The organism is Paenibacillus sp. 01L418, assembly GCF_056400045.1.
Genome location: NZ_JBFTSN010000711.1, coordinates 1 through 1,741, shown reverse-complemented (window position 1 = coordinate 1,741; position 1,741 = coordinate 1). Strand labels below are relative to the sequence as shown.

Here is a 1,741-nt window from a genome sequence, read left to right as displayed (position 1 = left end):
GTGGCAGGCATGAACCATAAAATCGTTTAAAAGGAGGGATGGATGTGCAGAGGGATGGGCTTGATAAAATCATTGAGCAAAAGCGACTCATGATGCAATTAGCAGCTAATCAAAATAACAATAATCTCGTACATCCAGATGTGGTAAAGGCGAGTCAGGAACTGGACGAGCTTATTAATTTAGCGATGCAAAAGGAGAGGAGGTAAGGCAGATGGAAGCTACTGGTTTCCCTTATCAACAAGATTTAAAACAGCTTGTTGAAGGAGAAAAAATCGTACTATATCTGGCTGAAAAAGCTTATATCGTGCAGCTGGCAACGGATGAAGAGTTGGAGAAAATCAACCAAGGATTTTTTATTATGACATAGCCGAAACGCCCAGCATGGGGCGTCGCGAGGTAAATAGCCATTCCTCGCCTGAAGATGGCAGGCTAGATTGGAGGCAAAATGGATGGGGGTTGCTAAGTTAAAATCTAATTCAGAAATGGATCTTATCGATGGCATTACATATGACAAACATTATCGGATGACATATCATCCTGACTTTCATTTGAATCACGGATTAAAATTCTCAAATGAAGATTTGGAATATTTATGTATGTTTTATGGGATCGATAAAAATCGAACTTTGGCTTTTGGCTTAGGTCGCACGGAGTCAGTGATTCGATCAAAATATGAGTATCTTAAGAGAAAGGGCCTTATTGATTACTATCGTAATCGTTATCTAAGAAAATACGAAGCATTTGATTTAGCCGAAACGCTCGTTCCAGGCGTCGTGAGAAGATAACCGCTCTCACTTGATAATGGTAGGTTGAAATTACAAGCAAAGTGAGGGGATTTCTATGAAGAAGTATGAGGATTGGAAGGGCAATATGGATGATTTCTTGAAAATTGGTGATGAGGTTGATGAGGAGTTTTACGATTATTTTTTGAACGTGTTACCTCCAGCATCCTGGACTTCTTCTCTCGTCCAAATCGGTGAACCTCATAGCCACGTTGGGGGAAGGGCTACTTACGCCACGATAGCCAAAGTTGATGGGAAATGGATTTATAGAGGGCATTGTCATAGAGGTGAAACCTCGCATGCAAAATAGCTTGCAGGTTGATGCATTTGAGCAAATTCATGACTTGAAAGTAGATTTGCAGAATCTTTTGCAATCTGTTGAGGGAGAGAGGAAATTGATTCGTCAATTACTCTCTACCACTAACCGGTTGGCCAGTAGCACTTATTCTAGAAATTCTGCAGGATTTAATAAGGATGGGAGGATATTATGAAAATCTGTAATCGGGAAATTAAATTTCGTCGTGAAAACTTAGCACTGATTCACAAGGTCAACGGAATTATTGATGAATATATCTCTAGAGGATACTCGTTGTCACTTAGACAAGTTTATTATCAACTGGTCGCACGAGATATCATACCGAATACTGAGCGCAGCTATAAAAATTTGGGAACGCTCGTATCGGATGCTCGAATCTCAGGTCTGATTGATTGGGATGCGATAGAGGATCGAACACGAAATTTGAAAGGGAATAGCCATTGGAATACACCAGGGGATATTATGTACTCCGCAGCAAGTAGCTTTGCTTATGATAAATGGGTCGACCAGGACTATCATGTCGAGGTTTGGGTTGAGAAAGATGCCCTCGTTGGTGTGGTTGGTACGATTTGCGATCAATTAGATATTTCATACTTCTCATGTCGTGGTTATGTAAGCCAAACGGAAATGTGGGTCGCAGCAC

General features: G+C 40.8%; 4 protein-coding genes and 1 pseudogene. All 5 read left to right on the top strand.

Features of this window, described 5'->3' with window-relative positions:
* Positions 1 to 44 precede the first annotated feature (44 nt).
* Complete coding sequence (locus tag AC1DSE_RS34940) at positions 45 to 206, top strand: aspartyl-phosphate phosphatase Spo0E family protein (protein WP_441883429.1); 162 nt, start codon at positions 45 to 47, stop codon at positions 204 to 206.
* A gap of 5 nt (positions 207 to 211) precedes the next feature.
* Positions 212 to 367 (top strand): hypothetical protein, encoded by a 156-nt coding sequence (locus AC1DSE_RS34935; protein WP_441883431.1) that lies wholly within the window; start codon positions 212 to 214, stop codon positions 365 to 367.
* Positions 368 to 449: 82 nt separating this feature from the next.
* On the top strand, positions 450 to 785 hold the full coding sequence (locus AC1DSE_RS34930; RefSeq protein WP_441883433.1) for a hypothetical protein: 336 nt from the start codon (positions 450 to 452) through the stop codon (positions 783 to 785).
* 55 nt (positions 786 to 840) lie between these two features.
* A complete protein-coding gene (locus tag AC1DSE_RS34925) occupies positions 841 to 1,092 on the top strand; it encodes a hypothetical protein (protein ID WP_441883435.1) in 252 nt (83 codons plus the stop codon).
* Positions 1,093 to 1,269: 177 nt separating this feature from the next.
* Positions 1,270 to 1,741: pseudogene (locus AC1DSE_RS34920) on the top strand (hypothetical protein); the annotation flags it as partial.

Coding starts and splice junctions, on each gene's coding strand:
- AC1DSE_RS34935 (WP_441883431.1), top strand. CDS start 212: ATGGAAGCTACTGGTTTCCCTTATCAACAAGATTTAAAACAGCTTGTT.
- AC1DSE_RS34930 (WP_441883433.1), top strand. CDS start 450: ATGGGGGTTGCTAAGTTAAAATCTAATTCAGAAATGGATCTTATCGAT.
- AC1DSE_RS34925 (WP_441883435.1), top strand. CDS start 841: ATGAAGAAGTATGAGGATTGGAAGGGCAATATGGATGATTTCTTGAAA.